The sequence below is a fragment of the Achromobacter sp. SD115 genome, from assembly GCF_017355315.1.
Lineage (GTDB): Bacteria > Pseudomonadota > Gammaproteobacteria > Burkholderiales > Burkholderiaceae_B > Achromobacter > Achromobacter xylosoxidans_B.
The window spans coordinates 270687-285120 of sequence record NZ_JADIJM010000004.1; the positions used below are offsets into that span (position 1 = coordinate 270687).

At 64.7% G+C, this 14434-nt stretch carries 12 protein-coding genes and 1 tRNA gene; 12 read left to right on the top strand and 1 reads right to left on the bottom strand.

What is annotated here, in order from left to right; all coding sequences use genetic code 11:
* Positions 1 to 16 precede the first annotated feature (16 nt).
* The 12 genes from rnr to IPU70_RS08310 all read left to right on the top strand — a co-directional run bounded on the left by rnr (position 17) and on the right by IPU70_RS08310 (position 12644).
* Positions 17 to 2482 (top strand): ribonuclease R, encoded by a 2466-nt coding sequence (rnr, locus tag IPU70_RS08255; protein ID WP_207466399.1) that lies wholly within the window; start codon positions 17 to 19, stop codon positions 2480 to 2482.
* A 130-nt stretch (positions 2483 to 2612) separates the two neighbouring features.
* Positions 2613 to 3350, top strand: a complete 738-nt coding sequence (gene rlmB / locus IPU70_RS08260; RefSeq protein ID WP_013392619.1) for a 23S rRNA (guanosine(2251)-2'-O)-methyltransferase RlmB — start codon at positions 2613 to 2615, stop codon at positions 3348 to 3350.
* 52 nt (positions 3351 to 3402) lie between these two features.
* Positions 3403 to 4647: a cystathionine gamma-synthase family protein gene (locus tag IPU70_RS08265; RefSeq protein WP_207466401.1), complete on the top strand. Its 1245-nt coding sequence runs from the start codon at positions 3403 to 3405 to the stop codon at positions 4645 to 4647.
* Between the two features lie 58 nt (positions 4648 to 4705).
* On the top strand, positions 4706 to 5386 hold the full coding sequence (locus IPU70_RS08270) for a Fe2+-dependent dioxygenase (protein WP_207466403.1): 681 nt from the start codon (positions 4706 to 4708) through the stop codon (positions 5384 to 5386).
* Between the two features lie 352 nt (positions 5387 to 5738).
* Positions 5739 to 6011: an HU family DNA-binding protein gene (locus IPU70_RS08275; RefSeq protein WP_003812968.1), complete on the top strand. Its 273-nt coding sequence runs from the start codon at positions 5739 to 5741 to the stop codon at positions 6009 to 6011.
* Positions 6012 to 6164: 153 nt separating this feature from the next.
* Positions 6165 to 6240 (top strand) — tRNA-Val (locus tag IPU70_RS08280).
* Positions 6241 to 6511: 271 nt separating this feature from the next.
* Positions 6512 to 7321, top strand: a complete 810-nt coding sequence (locus IPU70_RS08285; RefSeq protein ID WP_013392622.1) for an energy transducer TonB — start codon at positions 6512 to 6514, stop codon at positions 7319 to 7321.
* Position 7322: 1 nt separating this feature from the next.
* On the top strand, positions 7323 to 8318 hold the full coding sequence (locus IPU70_RS08290; RefSeq protein WP_013392623.1) for a MotA/TolQ/ExbB proton channel family protein: 996 nt from the start codon (positions 7323 to 7325) through the stop codon (positions 8316 to 8318).
* Entirely contained in the window at positions 8318 to 8800 is a 483-nt protein-coding gene (locus IPU70_RS08295; protein WP_088139398.1) for a biopolymer transporter ExbD, read from the top strand. Before IPU70_RS08290 ends, IPU70_RS08295 begins: the two co-directional genes overlap by 1 nt.
* Before the next feature lie 65 nt (positions 8801 to 8865).
* Positions 8866 to 9537 (top strand): response regulator transcription factor, encoded by a 672-nt coding sequence (locus tag IPU70_RS08300; RefSeq protein WP_006218435.1) that lies wholly within the window; start codon positions 8866 to 8868, stop codon positions 9535 to 9537.
* Between the two features lie 66 nt (positions 9538 to 9603).
* A complete protein-coding gene (locus tag IPU70_RS08305; RefSeq protein ID WP_242702376.1) occupies positions 9604 to 10719 on the top strand; it encodes a HAMP domain-containing sensor histidine kinase in 1116 nt (371 codons plus the stop codon).
* The gene (locus IPU70_RS08310) at positions 10716 to 12644 is read left to right on the top strand and encodes a potassium transporter Kup (RefSeq protein WP_041653043.1); all 1929 of its coding nucleotides are present in this window, start codon (positions 10716 to 10718) and stop codon (positions 12642 to 12644) included. Before IPU70_RS08305 ends, IPU70_RS08310 begins: the two co-directional genes overlap by 4 nt.
* A gap of 420 nt (positions 12645 to 13064) precedes the next feature.
* On the opposite strand, the gene argG is transcribed toward IPU70_RS08310, so the two are convergent.
* Positions 13065 to 14405: an argininosuccinate synthase gene (gene argG, locus IPU70_RS08315; RefSeq protein WP_207466405.1), complete on the bottom strand. Its 1341-nt coding sequence runs from the start codon at positions 14403 to 14405 to the stop codon at positions 13065 to 13067.
* Between the last annotated feature and the right edge of the window lie 29 nt (positions 14406 to 14434).

Below are 14434 nucleotides of genomic sequence, written 5' to 3' on the forward strand. Positions count from 1 at the left end.
TACGGAAATTTTAGCTTTGGCAAAACGATCGAATAACGAATCGAATAACAACAGATCAACACCCTTGCCCGAAGCGCCGCCGGACTTCGATCCTGATGTCCCGTCCCGTGAAGCCATCCTGAAAGCGCTGCGCGCCGCAGGCTCGCCGCTGTCTCCGGTGGAACTGGCCGAACGCATGGGCGTCGAGCGCGCCGCGACGATGGTGGGATTTGAGCGCCGCCTGGGCGCCATGGAGCGCGACGGGCAATTGATGCCCAATCGCAAGGGCGTGTTGCTGCTGGCCACCAAACTGGACTTCGTTGCCGGCAAGGTGCTGGGGCATCGCGACGGCTTCGGCTTCCTGCTGCGCGATGACGGCGGGCCCGATCTGTTCCTGTCGCCGCGCGAAATGCTCAAGGTGCTGCATGGCGACCGCGTCCTGGTCAAGCCTGCCGGCGAATACCGCGGCAAGCCTGAAGGCACCATCGTCGAAGTCATCGAACGCCGCACCAACAAGCTGGTGGGACGCTTTCTGCACGAACACGGCCTGTCCATCGTCGTTCCCGAGGACCAGCGCATCAAGCACGACATCCTGATTCCGCCCAGCGATACCAACGGCGCCCAGCACGGGCAGGTGGTCGCGGTTGAAATCATGGAGCAGCCCACGCGCCATACGCAGCCACTGGGCCGCGTGGCCGAGGTGCTGGGCGAGATCGACGATCCCGGCATGGAAATCGAGATCGCGGTGCGCAAGTTCGACGTGCCGGTCGAATTCTCGGAGGCCGCGCGCAAGCAGGCGGCGCGCCTGCCGGATGTGGTCAAGAAGACCGACCTGAAAGACCGCGTCGATCTGCGCGACGTGCCGCTCATCACCATCGACGGCGAAGACGCGCGCGACTTCGACGATGCCGTCTACTGTGAGCCTGTGGAACTGGGTACGGGTCAGCGCAAACGTCCGGGCTGGCGCCTGCTGGTGGCCATTGCCGACGTGAGCCACTACGTGCGTCCGGGCGACGCGCTGGACGACGACGCGATCGAACGCGGCACCAGCGTGTACTTCCCGCGGCGGGTCATCCCGATGCTGCCGGAGTCGCTGTCCAACGGCCTGTGTTCGCTGAACCCGGACGTCGACCGTCTGGTGCTGGTCTGCGACATGGTCATCCCGGCCAGCGGCGCCAAGGCCGGCACGGTCACGGCCTACCAGTTCTATAACGCGGTCATGCATTCCCATGCGCGCACCACCTATACGAACATCTGGGCCGCCTTGCAGCAGCCCGGCGGTCCGTCGGCGCACGCCATGCGCAGCGTCATGCCTCAGGTCCAGCACCTGTACGAGCTCTATCAATTGCTGGCGCAAGGGCGCAAGAAGCGCGGCGCCATCGACTTCGATACGGTCGAGACCAAGATCGTCTGCAACGAGCTCGGCCGCATCGAGCAGATCGTGCCGTCGGTGCGCAACGATGCCCACAAGCTGATCGAGGAATGCATGCTGGCCGCCAATACCTGCGCGGCCGACTTCATGACCCGCAGCAAGCATCCCGGCCTGTACCGCATCCACGAAGGGCCCACCCCCGAGCGCCTGCAATCGTTGCGCGAATTCCTGCGCACCATGGGCCTGTCGCTGGGCGGGGGCGAGACGCCCACGGCCAAGGACTACGGCGACTTCCTGGATTCGGTGCGCGGACGTCCCGACTATCAGCTGCTGCAAACCATGTGCCTGCGCTCCATGCAGCAGGCGGTCTACAGCCCCGACAATATGGGCCACTTCGGCCTGTCCTATCCTGGCTACAGCCATTTCACTTCGCCCATCCGCCGCTATCCCGACCTGCTGACGCACCGTGTCATCAAGGCGTTGCTGGCCGGCCAGCGGTATGTGCCCAGCCTGGAAGACCAGCCTGTGGTGATAGGCCGTACGCAGCGCGAGCACGAACACGCCATCTGGGAAAAGATGGGCCTGGTCCTGTCCGCCAGCGAGCGCCGCGCCGACGAGGCGTCGCGCGACGTCGAGGCCTGGCTCAAGTGCTGGTTCGTCAAGGAGCGCGTGGGCGAAGATTTCAGCGGCACCGTTACCGGCGTCGCCAGCTTTGGCATCTTTGTCACGCTGGATACCCTGCACGTCGAAGGGCTGGTGCATGTTTCCGAGCTGGGCGGCGAGTACTTCCAGTTCAACGACGCCCTGCACGAGCTGCGCGGCGAGCGCACCGGCATGCGCTACCGCCTGACCGACAAGGTTCAGGTCCAGGTTTCGCGCGTGGACCTGGAGGCCCGCCGCATCGAGTTCCGCCTGGTGCAGGGCACGAGCTTCGACGCCCTGCGCAAGGCCTCGGCCCGCGGGCCGGACGAACCGTCGCGCCGCGTGAAGAAGGCGGCCTCGCCCAAGCCCGCCGCCCTGAAGGGCCAGACCGCCAAGGAGCGGCGCGCCGAGGCCAAGAAAGCCAGCAAGCCACCCAGGGCGTCCAAGCGCGCCGCGCCGGCCAAGAAGGCCGCGCACAAGCGCCACTGACGCTTCTTTATGGCCTGGCCGTCGTTTGGCGGCCGCGCCATAAGGGGTAACATTGCATTTATGCCCGGCTTGGTCCGGTGGCCCGCCCCGCTCTGGGGCGGGTATTCGTTTATCTAAAGGTATTGCATTTATGGCGTCGACCCAAGTCCTGGCCGGGTTTCACGCGGTTGTTGCGCGGCTGCGCCACGCGCCCGACTCGATCAAGGAAATCTATGTAGAGGCGTCGCGCCGCGACAAGCGGATGCAGACGTTCATCGAGCAGGCCGAGAAAGCGGGCTGCCGCCTGCATCCGGTCCCCATGGAACGCCTGGACGGCTTGTCCCGCGGCACCCGCCACCAGGGCGTGGTGGCGCTGGCCGAAGAACGCCAATTGGCGGTGGATGTGGACGAAGTTCTCGACGTCATCGAAGGTCCGCCGCTGCTGCTGATACTCGATGGCGTGACCGATCCGCACAACCTGGGCGCCTGCCTGCGCACCGCCGATGCCGCTGGCGTGCACGCGGTCATCGCCCCTCGCGACCGGGCCGTCGGCCTGAACGCGACCGTGCAGCGCGTGGCTTGCGGCGCCGCCGATACGGTGCCCTATCTGATGGTGACCAACCTGGCGCGCACCATGCGCAGCCTGAAGGACCGCGGCGTGTGGCTGGTGGGTACCGACGACCAGGCGACCGACAGCATGCACCAGATCGATGCGCGCCAGCCCATGGCCTGGGTCATGGGGGCGGAAGGCGAGGGCATGCGCCGCCTGACGCGGGAAACCTGCGACCAGTTGGTGAACATTCCCATGCTGGGTTCGGTGGAAAGCCTGAACGTCAGCGTGGCCAGCGCCGTCTGCCTTTACGAAACCGTGCGTCAGCGCCGTTCCTGATCCATCCGCCTTGCCTATCCTGTAGACCACATCCTCTTCGCGTCAGCCCATCATGCACCAGAACGGCTTTACCACCACGATCCTCCATTCCGACCGCAAGCAATCCGTCGAGCACGGAGCGGTGCACAAGCCCATGCATCCGTCCTCGGAGTTCGCTTACGAAGACGCCCGCGAGCTGGCTGCGGTCTTTCAGGGCAAGGCCGGCTTCACCTACGCCCGCCAGGGCACGCCCACCACTACCGCGCTGGAGGCCAAGGTCAACCAGATGGAAGGCGGCAAGGGCACGGTCAGCTTCGCGACCGGCATGGCTGCGCTGGCCGCGATCTTCACCACGCTGCTGCGCCGCGGCGACCATCTGGTGTCCAGCCAGTTCGTGTTCGGCAATACCAACAGCCTGCTGGGCACGCTGCTGGAGCTGGGCATCGAGATCACCTTCGTGGATGCGACCGATTCGGCGCAGGTGCGCGCGGCGATCCAGCCCAACACCCGCATGGTCTTTACCGAAACCATCGCCAACCCGGGCACGCAAGTTGCTGACCTGGCCGTGATCGGAGAAATCTGCCGCGAGAAGGGCCTGGTCTACGTCGTCGACAACACGCTGACCTCGCCCTGGATGTTCCGGCCGGCCTCGGTCGGGGCCTCGCTGGTGATGAACTCGCTGTCCAAGTACATCGGTGGCCATGGCAACGCCTTGGGCGGCGCCGTGACGGATACCGGCCTGTACGACTGGTCGGATGACTCGAACATCTACGAGGCCTATCGCAAGGGGCCGTCCACCAGTTGGGGTCTCACGCAGATCAAGAAGAAGGGCTTGCGCGACATGGGCGGCACCCTGGCGGCCGAGCCGGCTCACCGCATCGCGGTGGGCGCCGAGACGCTGGCCCTGCGCATGGCCAAGCATTGCGCCAACGCGCTGGCGCTGGCGCGCTTCCTGGAAGAGCATCCCGGCGTGGCCAAGGTGCATTACCCCGGGCTGGCCAGCCATCCGCAGCATGCGCGCGCGGCGGCGTTGTTCGGTTCGCGCTTCGGCGGGTTGCTCGGCGTGGAACTGGCCGAAGGGGTGGATTGCTTTGATTTCCTGAACCGCCTGCGCATCGTGCTGATGGCGACTCACCTGGGCGATACGCGCAGCTTGGCGCTACCCGCCGCTCACACCATCTATTACGAGATGGGCGCCGAGCGCCGCAAGCAGATGGGCATCGCGGACAGTCTCATCCGGGTGTCCGTGGGCATCGAAGACGAAGCCGATCTGCTGTTTGATTTCGATCAGGCGCTCAACGGCTGCCTGCAGGGATAATGCGGCACGCGCGCGGCCGGTGGCTGGCCGCGCCTGCAACGCCATCGGGATAGTGCCCATGCTTATACAGATCGCAGAAGTTTTTACGCCTGAAGAGGCGGCCGAGATCCGGCGTCGCCTGGACGCCGCCGATTGGGTCGACGGCAAAGTCACGGCCGGCCATCAGTCGGCCGAGGTCAAGCGCAACCGCCAATTGCCGGAGCAGCACCCCTTGGCGCAGGAGCTGGGCAACCTGATCCTGCAACGCCTGGCGGTCAACAACCTGTTCATGTCGGCCGCGTTGCCGCGCAAGATCTTTCCGCCTTTGTTCAATCGCTACGAGGGTGGCGAGTCCTTCGGCTATCACGTGGACAACGCCGTGCGCGGCATTGCCGGCACGGCCGAACGCGTGCGCACCGACCTGTCGGCTACGTTGTTCTTCTCCGAGCCCGACTCCTACGACGGCGGCGAGCTGGTCATCGACGATACCTACGGCCCGCGCGCGGTGAAGCTGCCCGCCGGACACATGGTGCTGTACCCGAGCACCAGCCTGCACAAGGTCAATCCAGTGACGCGCGGCGCGCGCGTGTCGTCCTTTTTCTGGATGCAGAGCCTGGTGCGCGAAGACAGCCAGCGCGCGCTGCTGCTGGACATGGACGTGGCCATACAGCGCTTGAACCAGGACGCCGCGGGGCATCCTTCCATCGTGCAGCTCACCGGCATCTATCACAATTTGCTGCGCCGATGGGCCGAGGTCTGACGCAAGTTAACTATCGCGTTCGGGGGTGTCGCGCAAATCCCGAAATGCGTGTTTCTGTTTATTGCGAAAAGGTCTAAAAGCTAGTATTGGCGCGGGTTGTGGTGAGGTTTTCGCTTGACAGCCGCGCCACGCCAAGGCCTAATACACGTCTGCGTCGCTGACGATTTGAAGGCAATTTGCCATTGAATCCAAGCGGCGCAGCAGTTTAAAAGTTGTGCTTCGCAGCGCAAGAAAAAAGTTTATCCACTGTCTGTTCGTCGTTTGTCGGGTCTTGCGTCTTCAGCGGCGTCCATCATGACGGCCATGAACTGCACTACCGGCAGACTCCATACCTTGTGAGGGGTACACCTGAATGAACAAAACCGAACTCATCGATCACATCGCCAGCAAGGCTGACATCTCCAAGGCTGCCGCTGGTCGTTCGCTCGACGCCCTGATCGGTGCCGTCAAGACCACCCTGAAGAAGGGCGGTACGGTTACGTTGGTTGGCTTTGGCACGTTCGCTGTGTCGGCTCGCGCCGCTCGCACCGGTCGTAATCCGCGCACCGGCGAAACCATCAAGATCAAGAAGGCCAAGGTGCCGAAGTTCCGTCCGGGCAAGGCCCTGAAGGACGCCGTCAACTAATGGACGGCGGGCGGATCGCAGGCGCAGACCTGGCGATTTGCCCACAAGTGCGCGGTCCGGTATACTCCGGCCCGCGTATTGCTTTTGAGTGCCCCGGTTGGCAGTTGCTTGTACGGATTTTTCGCGAATTTCGTCTTGAGGCTGCATCAGAATGGGTGCTTAGCTCAGTTGGTAGAGCGGCGCCCTTACAAGGCGTAGGTCACAGGTTCGACCCCTGTAGCACCCACCAAAAGCTCCGATATGCGCTCCACACAAAACCCGCACACGTCATGGTGGCGGGTTTTTTGTTTTGGGTTTTGTTCTCCATCGATTGGGTTGGCTTGCATCGCTCGGGCGCATTGATCCTGGTCAGAAATGTAGGACCGGATCAGATGAAATAGGACGTGCGAATCATTCGCATTTAAGATATTATTGTGGGCTTGTACCGGTCAGCCGGCGTCGCCATTGCGTGTGCGTCTTTTACTGGCTGGCCGGATAAGTCAATGCACCCTGGCTGATTCATGCCTAGTTTTCAACGCGGTTGGAATTCTTCTTCGCGCTCTTCATTCGGTATACGCGCAGGCGCTGGCCTGACGGTCCTGGCGCTGCACGCGGCAGTAATCGGCGCCATCTTCATGGCGCCCGAGAATCGTCCTGAACTCGAGGAACCGGAAGCCATCATGGTGAGCGTGGTGGATGCGCCCATTCCCCAGATCGCCAAGGCCGAGCCCACTCCCGAAGAGCCGCAGCCGGTGACGGAAACGCCGCCCGAGCCGCAACCCGAGATTGAACCGGAACCCGAGCCTGAGCCCGAACTCAAGCCCGAGCCGGAGCCTGAACCCGAACCGGAACCGGTGGTTGAAAAGCCGCCGATGCCGGCGCCCAAGCCCAAACCCAAGCCGCCACCCAAGCCTAAGCCCAAGCCGGAGCCCAAGCAGGACGTCAAGGTCGAGCCCAAGCCGGACGCGCCGAAGGCGCCGCCCAGCGGCGCGCCCGAAGGCACCCAGGCGCCGCAAGGGCCGCAGCAGGGACCGCCGCCCGACCAACCGGTGCTGGTGTCCAGCATCGAGTTCCAGGGCGCGCGTCCCATGCCCAATTACCCGATGGCCTCGCGCCGCATGCGGGAAGAGGGCCGGGTGGTGGTGCTGGTCGAGATCAATACCCAGGGGCTGGTCGAGCGGGCAACCATCGACGCTTCCTCGGGCTTTCCGCGCCTGGACGAATCGGCGCTGGCAGCCGCCCGCAAGGGCCGTTTCAAACCGTATACCCGTAACGGCGTGGCCTATCCCGCCAAAGCCAAAATTCCGTTCGATTTCGTAATGAGGAACTGAGATGTCCAACGCACTGCATAGCGCCACCCTGGTGGCGCAGGCGACCACCAGCCCGGCAGCGCCGGCTGCCGCCGCTGCTGCGCCTGCCGCGGCTGCGGCCGCGCCCGCCGCCCAACAAGCCGCCTCGACCGTCGGCGCCGTGGCTCAGCAAGCCGCTGGCGCTGTCCAGCAGTCGGCCGACACGCTGCAAGGCGCTGCCGCCGCGCTGCCCTCGGCGCTGCCTGCCGCGCCGGCTCCCATCGCGGTCCCCGACATGGGTTTCATGCACTTCATTGCGCAGAGCGACTTTGTCGGCAAGAGCCTGTTCATCATCCTGATCCTGATGTCGCTGGTGACCTGGTACCTGATCCTGGTCAAGGTGGCCAGCAACGTCAGCATGCGCAAGCGCTCGGCGGACTTCCTGAACAAGTTCTGGAACGCCAGCTCGCTCGAGCAGGTGGAAAACGAAATCGTCACGCACGGCGCGCGCGATCCGTTCTCGCACTTGGCCAGCCATGCCATGCATGCGCAGGCGCATCACAACAAATTCGGTGCGACCAAGCTGGAAGAAGCCGGGAGCAATACCGATTTCGTCACGCGCACCATGCGCAAGGTCATCGATGAAGAAACCGCCAAGCTGGAAAACGGCCTGACGGTACTGGCTTCGGTTGGTTCGACGGCGCCGTTCGTGGGCCTGTTCGGCACAGTCTGGGGCGTGTACCATGCCCTGGTCGGCATCGGCCTGTCCGACGGCGTGACCATCAACCGCATCGCCGGTCCGGTGGGCGAAGCGCTGATCATGACGGGCCTGGGCCTGGCGGTCGCCATCCCTGCGGTGCTGGCGTACAACACCTTCGTGCGCAACAACCGCGTGTTCCTGTCGCGCCTGGATGCCTTCGCGCATGATCTGTTCGCGTTCCTGACCACCGGCCAGCAAGTTGCGCTGTCCGACGGCAAGGTGCGCGCCCTGCGCCGCCAGAACGGCAACGGCGCTGCGGCTCAACGCGGGAGCGAATAATGGCCTTTGGCAGCTTCGAGGGCAAAGGATCCGGAAGCCACACGGTTTCCGAGATCAACATGGTGCCCCTGATCGACGTGATGCTGGTGCTGCTGGTGATCTTCATCATCACCGCGCCGCTGCTGGCGCATTCGATCAAGATCAACATGCCCCAGGTGGCCGCCGAGCAGATCGAGGAAGAGCCCAAGACGGTCGACCTGGCCATCGATGCCAGCGGCGCGCTGTTCTGGGACGAGAAGCCGGTCAATATCGATGACCTGCCCAACCGCTTCAAGTCGATCGCCGGCACCAAGCCGCAACCCGAGATCCGCATCCGCGCGGACCAGAACACCCGCTACGAAACGCTGGCCAAGGTCATGGCTTCGGCGCGCCGTTCGGGCATGACGCGCATCGGGTTCGTCACCACGCCTCCTTCGGGCGGCGCTGCGGGCGCGGCAGCCCCCGCCGCAGCCGGAGCCGCCCCGGCTCCGTCCGCACCTTGAACGCTTCCCGGCCTCGGGGCGTATTTCACGCCCCGTTCCGGCCGGGATCGCGCTAGAATCGCCGCATGCGAGTTCTGGTAATCGAAGACGACACCACCCTGGGCCATGCGCTCCAGGAATTTCTGGCCGACCAAGGCTATGCGGTCGACTGGCTGACCGAGGGCGACCGGGTTCTGGGCGCCTTGGCAGGTCAGCCCTACGACCTGATGCTGCTCGACCTCAATCTCCCGGGTATGAGCGGGCTGGACGTGCTGCGGCAGTTGCGGCAGGACGGCAACCAGGTCCCCGTGCTTATTCTCACCGCCCGCGATGGCATCGAGGACCGCGTTGCCGGCCTGGATGCCGGGGCGGACGATTACGTCACCAAACCTTTCGAACTGCCCGAACTGGCGGCGCGCGTGCGCGCCTTCGGCCGGCGCCGCGCCGGCCAGGCGCAGCCCCTGATCGAAGTCGGACCGCTGGTGTTCGATACCGTTGGCCGCGAAGTCCGCGCCAATGGCCAGCGCTTGTCCCTGTCGGTGCGCGAACTTTCTGTCCTGGAAATGCTGATGGCCCGCGTCGGCCGCGTCGTGACCAAGCGCCAGATCGTGAACTCGCTTTCGGCCTGGGATGCCGACTTCAGCGAAAACGCCGTCGAAGTCTATGTGTACCGCCTGCGCAAGCGCCTGGAAGGCACGGGCGCCAGCATTCAAACGGTGCGCGGCTTTGGCTACATGCTGGATGTGGAAACGGCCTGACGGGCCGGCTCCGGCCGGATCGCGCCGGCCGAGCGCATCCATACGCCTGGGCGAGAGTATTGCGTCATGATGCAGGAACGCGCTCCTACCGCTACTCCGGCTCCTCGCCCCTTGCTTCCCTCCCGTTCGCTGGCGCGGCATCTGGTTATTCGCCTGATGCCGCCGATCCTGCTGCTGGTCCTGCTGGACCTGGCAGCCACCTGGGTCATCACGCACAAGATCGACATGTCGCTCTGGATGCTGGAAGATTTCTTCTGGCTGATGGTGGTGGGGCAGATCGCGCTGATTGCGCTATTTACCTGGGTGGTGGTGCAGGGGGTGCGCTCGGGGCTGCGTTCGGTCAATCATCTGTCTGAGGAGATCAGGCAACGCTCCATCGACGACATGCAGCCGCTGGAAGTGGCCGGCGTGCCGGTCGAGATCGAGCCGCTGGTGACCCACACCAATGATTTGCTGCTGCGCCTGGACGCCTCGCTGGCGGCCCAGCGCCGCTTCATCGGCCATGCGGCGCATCAGTTGCGCACGCCCTTGTCCGGCTTGCGGCTGGAGTCCGAGCTGATGTTGGCGCGTCCCTTACCCGACGACGTGCGGGCGCGGGCGGAACGCATCAAGGCCGTCAGCGACCGCATGATCCGCCTGGGACAACAATTGCTGGTCCTGGCGCGCGCCGACCCCAACGCCCGCCCGCAAGACAGCTTCGTGCGCATCGACCTGTGCGAATGGGTGCGCGCGAACGGTGCGGAGTGGTTTCCGCGAGTGCGCGAGGCGCACTACGAGCTGGATCTGGTGGCGCCCGACGCGCCGATCTGGATCGACGCCGATCCCTTGCTGTTGGCCGAACTGCTGGGCAATCTCATCGACAACGCGCTGCGCTATGGCAACAAGACCGGCCGCATCACGCTGATCGTCGGCGCCAATCCGCCGTCGCTGACCGTGGAGGACGATGGGCCGGGCATTTCTCCCGATGAGCGCGAACGCGTGTTCGAAGCCTTCTACCGCTCGCCCACGGCTACCGCGGGCGGGTCGGGCCTGGGGTTGGCCATCGTGCGGGAAATCGCGCATGCGCATGGCGCCTGGTGGAAGCTCACCAGCCGCCCGGACTTTTCAGGAACACGGCTTTCCGTCGTGTTTCCCGGCCCCCGCAAGGGAGCCCAACTCACTCGTCAAGAACCTACATCATGAGCCAAGGTTCGGCCAGCGTTCCTTCGTCGTCCAATGGGCATGCACTCGGCGGGCACGCGCCGTCGTCGCGCGCGGCTCTCATCATGGGGGCGCTGGGTGTGGTGTACGGCGATATCGGCACCAGCCCTCTGTATACGCTGCGGGCCTGCTTGACGGGGCTGAGCGTGCACACCGATCTGGAGCCGGCCCACCTGCTGGGCGTGCTGTCCATCCTGTTCTGGATGCTGATGGTGGTGGTGTCGTTCAAGTACGTGACCCTGGTGCTGCGCGCCGACAACCGCGGCGAGGGCGGCACGCTGGCCTTGCTGGAATTGGCGGTGCGCGGACGCGAAGGCAAGCTGCGCTGGGTGCTGATCGTGTTGGGGATCTTCGGCGCGGCGCTGTTCTATGGCGACAGCATGATCACGCCGGCGATCTCGGTGCTGTCGGCGCTGGAAGGGATCGGCATCGTGTCGCATCAGCTGGATGCCTGGGTGGTGCCGTTGGCGCTGGTGGTGCTGATCGCTCTGTTCGCGATCCAGTCGCACGGCACGGGCGCCATGGGCAAGCTGTTCGGTCCGGTGATGCTGCTGTGGTTCGGCACGCTGGCCGCGTTGGGCGGTTGGCAGATCTGGCAGACCCCGGAAGTGCTGCGGGCGCTGAATCCGATGTGGGGGCTGCGCTTCATCGTCGAGTTTCCCTGGATCAGTTTCGTGCTGCTGGGGGCGGTGGTGCTGGCCCTGACCGGCGCCGAGGCGCTGTATGCCGACATGGGCCACTTCGGCCGTCCGGCGATCCGCCGCGCCTGGTTCAGCATGGTGCTGCCGGCCTTGACGCTGTGCTATTTCGGCCAGGGCGCGTTGCTGCTGCGCGATCCGACGGCGATACGTAATCCGTTCTTCATGATGGCGCCGGAATGGGGGCTGGCCCCGCTGGTGGCGCTAGCCACCATCGCGACCATCGTGGCGTCGCAGGCGGTGATTTCCGGGGCCTACTCGGTCACGCGGCAGGCGGTGCAGTTGGGGTTCTGGCCGCGCATGCAGATCCTGCACACCTCGGCGGTCGAGAAGGGGCAGATCTATCTGCCGCAGGTCAATGCGCTGCTGCTGTGCGCGGTGCTGATCCTGGTGCTGCTGTTCCGCAATTCGGACAATCTCGCTGCGGCCTATGGCTTTGCGGTCACCGGCACGATGCTGACGACTTCGGTGCTGGCTTTCGCGGTGCTGCCGCGAGGTTCGACCGGAATCAAACGTGTGTTGTGGCTGGTGGCGCTGGGCCTGCTGCTGTTGTTCGACGTGCTGCTGTTCTCGGCCAACGTGTTCAAGATCCACGAGGGCGGCTGGCTGCCGCTGCTGGTGGCCATCGTGGTGTTCACGCTGATGATGACGTGGCGGCGCGGACGCCGGCTGCTGTCCGAGATGCAGCAGCGGGACCGTCAGCCGCTGAAGGAATTCATGGCGCAGCTGGAGGAATATCCGCCGTCGCGGGTGCCGGGCACCGCGATCTTCATGACGATGAATTCGGGCAATGTGCCGCCGGCGCTGCTGCATAACTTGAAGCACAACAAGGTGCTGCACGACCATGTGCTGTTCCTGACGATCCTGGTGGCGGACGTGCCTTATGTCTCGCCGGAAGAACGCTTCTCCGTGACCAAGCTGTCGGCGTCGAGCTGGCAGGCGACGATCAACTACGGCTTCAAGGAAGATCCGGACGTGCCGGAGGCGCTGCGGCTGGTGGCGGAGGCCTATCCCGAGATTGATCTGGAGCCGATGCGGACTTCCTACTTCCTGTCGCGGCAGACGGTGGTGGCGGCCAGGAAGCCGGCGTTGTGGCGGTGGCGGCGGGCGGTGTTTTCGTTCATGGCGCGGAACTCTACGCGGAGTACTAAGTTCTTCAAGATTCCGGCTAATCGGGTGGTGGAGATGGGGATGCAGGTGGAGCTCTAGGCTCTTGCTTGCTTGTCTGTTGCGGTGTTCGGGTTCTGTTGACGCCTGTGGCGGCGGGGGCCTGCCACGCGCGGGGCAACGATTGCGGTCCGGAGCCTTCGCTCCGGACTTCCCCTTCGTCATCTTCGTCAAGGCCTTCGGCCTTTCCTTCAGATTCCCTCGGGCTTATCGACGCCCCGCGCGCGGCAGGCCCCCGCCGCCCCAGGCTGCGTCGGTTGAATGTGTCCGGTCGCAGAAGAGGACGGCGTGCTTGGCGTTCTCGCCAAGGATTTGGGTTTGGCGATGGATCTTGCGGGGCTCGCCCCCGGCCGGCCGCGCGAGCGGCCTTTGGGGGCTTCGGCGGTTTCTTGCGATTGATGTTGTTCAAACAAAAAGCCCTTCGGCATGCCGAAGGGCTTTCTGGTTTTGGGCCTTGAAGAATTACTTCTTCTTGCCTTCGCCGCTCAGCTGCGGCAGCGAGCTGCCGGAGGAGGCGAGCAGGCCGGTCTTCACGTAGGTGAAGAGCTTGCCGCGGGTGTCGACGATGTCGAGGTTGCGCATGGTGAGCTGGCCGATGCGGTCCGCGGGCGTGAACGGGGCGTTTTCGACCTTTTCCATGGACAGGCGCTCGGGCGCGTAGGTCAGGTTGGGCGATTCGGTGTTCAGCAGCGAGTAGTCGTTGCCGCGGCGCAGTTCGACGGTAACTTCGCCGGTGACGGCGCGGGCGACCCAGCGTTGGGCGGCTTCGCGCAGCATGATGGCTTGCGGGTCGAACCAGCGGCCTTGGTACAGCAGGCGGCCGAGCTTGCGGCCGCTTTCGCGGTACTGCTCGATGGTGTCTTCGTTGTGGATGCCGGTGACCAGGCGCTCGTAGGCGATGAACAGCAGGGCGAGGCCCGGGGCTTCGTAGATGCCGCGGCTCTTGGCTTCGATGATGCGGTTTTCGATCTGGTCGCTCATGCCCAGGCCGTGGCGGCCGCCGATGCGGTTGGCTTCGAGCATCAGTTCGACGGGGTCGCTGTATTCCACGCCGTTCAGGGCGACCGGATGGCCTTCCTCGAAGCGGACGGTGACTTCCTCGGCCTTGACGGCGACGTCGTCGCGCCAGAACGCGACGCCCATGATGGGCTTGACGATGCGGATGCCGGAGTTCAGGTGCTCCAGGTCCTTGGCTTCGTGGGTGGCGCCCAGCAGGTTGGAGTCGGTGGAGTAGGCCTTTTCAGCCGACATCTTGTAGTCGAAGCCGGCCTGGCGCATGTATTCCGACATTTCGGAACGGCCGCCGAGTTCGTCGATGAAGCGCTGGTCCAGCCAGGGCTTGTAGATCTTCAGGTCCGGGTTGGTCAGCAGACCGTAGCGGTAGAAGCGCTCGATGTCGTTGCCCTTGAAGGTGCTGCCGTCGCCCCAGATGTTGACGTCGTCTTCCTTCATGGCGGCCACCAGCATCGTGCCGGTGACTGCGCGGCCGATGGGGGTGGTGTTGAAGTAGGTGATGCCGGCGGTCGAGATGTGGAACGCGCCCGCTTGCAGGGCAGCGATGCCTTCGGCAACCATCTGCGCGCGGCAGTCGATCAGGCGGGCCTTCTCGGCGCCGTAGGCCATGGCCTTGCGCGGGATCTCGTCGTAGTCGGACTCGTCGGGCTGGCCCAGGTTCGCGGTGTAGGCGTAGGGGATGGCGCCGTTGTTGCGCATCCACAGGAGCGCTGCGCTGGTGTCGAGGCCGCCGGAGAAGGCGATGCCGACCTTCTGGCCGGTGGGAAGGTTCGGGAGAATAGTGGTCATTGTTTGAAGTGAGACGCCAACAGGACTTG

Coding starts and splice junctions, on each gene's coding strand:
- rlmB (WP_013392619.1), top strand. CDS start 2,613: ATGGCGTCGACCCAAGTCCTGGCCGGGTTTCACGCGGTTGTTGCGCGG.
- IPU70_RS08265 (WP_207466401.1), top strand. CDS start 3,403: ATGCACCAGAACGGCTTTACCACCACGATCCTCCATTCCGACCGCAAG.
- IPU70_RS08270 (WP_207466403.1), top strand. CDS start 4,706: ATGCTTATACAGATCGCAGAAGTTTTTACGCCTGAAGAGGCGGCCGAG.
- IPU70_RS08275 (WP_003812968.1), top strand. CDS start 5,739: ATGAACAAAACCGAACTCATCGATCACATCGCCAGCAAGGCTGACATC.
- IPU70_RS08285 (WP_013392622.1), top strand. CDS start 6,512: ATGCCTAGTTTTCAACGCGGTTGGAATTCTTCTTCGCGCTCTTCATTC.
- IPU70_RS08290 (WP_013392623.1), top strand. CDS start 7,323: ATGTCCAACGCACTGCATAGCGCCACCCTGGTGGCGCAGGCGACCACC.
- IPU70_RS08295 (WP_088139398.1), top strand. CDS start 8,318: ATGGCCTTTGGCAGCTTCGAGGGCAAAGGATCCGGAAGCCACACGGTT.
- IPU70_RS08300 (WP_006218435.1), top strand. CDS start 8,866: ATGCGAGTTCTGGTAATCGAAGACGACACCACCCTGGGCCATGCGCTC.
- IPU70_RS08305 (WP_242702376.1), top strand. CDS start 9,604: ATGATGCAGGAACGCGCTCCTACCGCTACTCCGGCTCCTCGCCCCTTG.
- IPU70_RS08310 (WP_041653043.1), top strand. CDS start 10,716: ATGAGCCAAGGTTCGGCCAGCGTTCCTTCGTCGTCCAATGGGCATGCA.
- argG (WP_207466405.1), bottom strand. CDS start 14,405: ATGACCACTATTCTCCCGAACCTTCCCACCGGCCAGAAGGTCGGCATC.